The 2,227-nt window shown below is 49.4% G+C and carries 2 protein-coding genes; both read left to right on the top strand.

The window, feature by feature from the left end; translation table 11 throughout:
* The first annotated feature begins 655 nt into the window (after positions 1-655).
* Positions 656-883, top strand: a complete 228-nt coding sequence (locus tag ARB25_RS10415; protein ID WP_082421967.1) for a DUF2188 domain-containing protein — start codon at positions 656-658, stop codon at positions 881-883.
* Between the two features lie 271 nt (positions 884-1,154).
* Complete coding sequence (locus ARB25_RS09610) at positions 1,155-2,087, top strand: Abi family protein (RefSeq protein ID WP_055287681.1); 933 nt, start codon at positions 1,155-1,157, stop codon at positions 2,085-2,087.
* Positions 2,088-2,227 lie beyond the last annotated feature (140 nt).

The following is a 2,227-nucleotide window of genomic DNA, read 5'->3' on the forward strand; positions in this document are numbered from 1 at the left end:
CGAGGCGGCATAGGATATCAACCGTATTCCAGATTCCAGGACGCCGGGCCGACTCACTTCGGATCGGGCGCTACACCAACTTTCTCGACATTACCGGTTGCCTTGGAGTGCATCGCCGGCCAGATGTGCAGTTGGGGAGCCATGGAAGACGGGACCGTGCATGGGTACGCCATTTTTGAGTCGTTCCTTCGATGAAGAAGCGACTTGAAGTGGCTACACCTTGCGATGCAAATCCAGCCGGCGCGCACCCGTATCCTTCAATCATTCGCTTGCTAATCACGACGGTGCTTTTTGCAATGTCGCTTGGCAAGAGCCAGTTGGCGTAGATGCCCATCCCGTACGCTAAAGACACTTCCAGCGGATTGCCCTGCTCGCCGGGTAGATCATGGCAGTAGCCGGCTGCGTTCATATAGAGGTGCCTGTCCATCAGGTCGTCGATATAGGCTTCTTTGGATGTGAGCTTCAGTGCCCTCTCTGCTCTTTCGCTTTGGTTTGCAGGGCTGCCAGAAGGCCAAAAAGATCAACGTGTTCGTTGCGCTCGCTTCATTTAATGTCCGCGCCAGTGGCTACACTTTTGAAAACGGCACGAAGGTATCTGTCGCATATCTCATGCTGTAGACATATCGGCGAGTTTAGAGTTGAAGGCGAGGTGAGTATGAAAGGCAGAAATCAACACGTTACGAAGCGTTCGGATGGCAATTGGCAGGTTAAGGGCGAGGGGGCAAGTCGCGCTTCCTTCGTTACGACGACCCAGAGCGAGGCGATAAATCTTGGTCGACGCATTTGCTCCAATCAAGAGTCGGAGTTGATTGTCCATCGTCGCGACGGAAGAATCCGCGCAAGGGATTCCCATGGCCACGATTCCTTCCCACCGAGGGGATAAGGGTTCGGCTCCATAGCGACAACAGCCCGTAATAGCGTGCCCGTTGTCGCTAAATGACTTCTTCATTGTGGCGAAATACGAGCTTGGGGCTATTTCATCTGAATTGGTTGTTTGTTCTCTTCAAAGGGCTGATTTGGGGGATTCGTGGTATTGGATTGACGGACCCCGAGTTCTCCCTTAAAGTAAGCCTTGTGATGAGGCCTTGCGACGGTACGTCCGGCTTGGTCCGTGGGAACCGCCGAAAGGCGGTTTTCGCGTTTAAGGGGCCCATATGGATAAGCCATTTAAATCTATTGCCGAGCAGATTGCTATTCTTGAAAGCCGTGGGCTCGAATGCGATAACGATACTCGTTTAGTTCTGGAGCGCGAGGGATACTACCCGGTTGTTAACGGCTACAAGGATTTGTTTCTTGACCAACGGGATGGTTCTGGCCAAGAGGTTTTCGTAAAAGGGACCAAGTTTTCTGATATCTATCGTCTATTCGAATTCGATCGAACTTTGCGCCTGCTGATGTTTGAGTATTTTAACAAGGCGGAAGCAGTTCTTAAGACCGTCTGCTCTTATCGGTTTGCCATGGCTCATAAAGATAACCCAGAAGCATACCTTGATAGAGATTCCTATCGGGCTGAGGCCGGCTATCGAAAAAAGATCGACACGCTTATCGGTGATTTCGAGAAGGTGCTATGTAGGTCTAAAAAATGGAACAGTGATTATAAAAGGGACTACATTCGTCATTATGAAAATAATCACGACAATACGCCGGTATGGATTATTATGAATTACCTAATGCTTGGCCAGGCATTCAAGTTTTTCGAGTTTCAACCAGAAAGCATGAGAAATTCCATTGCCAAGTCGTTTTCTGACCTTTATTTCGAGACACATGAAGTCCATAAGCGCATCAGCCCACGAAGGCTAAGACTTGCGTACGATCATATTAAAGATTTCAGAAATATCTGCGCGCATGACGAGCGCCTGTTCTGCGCGAGGGTGTCTCCATCACGTGATGTCAATTTGGTGGGTGTCTTAGGCGATCTTGAGCTAGTGCTAACTGAGGATGATTACAAGATGCTGCGTCGCCAAATACTGCTTGAAGCTCTTAAGTTAAGTGACTCGCTCAGCAGAGATGCCAGTGCAAGGGTTCTTTTTGCTATGGGTGTCAATGATTTACCGAGCGTGTTTCCTACGGAGATATTAGGGTCGTAATCGACGCGAGCGATGAATTTACTATACAAGTTGGGATCGCGTCGAAAATGTTGGTGTAAGGGTGACACCCTAGCGCCCGTTTAACGAAGAACGGCCTTCGTCCTAGAATCTGAAATCACCACAACAACAGGTTCTAGGAA

The sequence above is a fragment of the Collinsella aerofaciens genome, assembly GCF_001405375.1.
GTDB lineage: Bacteria > Actinomycetota > Coriobacteriia > Coriobacteriales > Coriobacteriaceae > Collinsella > Collinsella aerofaciens_F.

Excerpts from the sequence above, each read along its gene's own strand:
- ARB25_RS10415 (WP_082421967.1), top strand. The coding sequence starts at position 656 with ATGAAAGGCAGAAATCAACACGTTACGAAGCGTTCGGATGGCAATTGG.
- ARB25_RS09610 (WP_055287681.1), top strand. The coding sequence starts at position 1,155 with ATGGATAAGCCATTTAAATCTATTGCCGAGCAGATTGCTATTCTTGAA.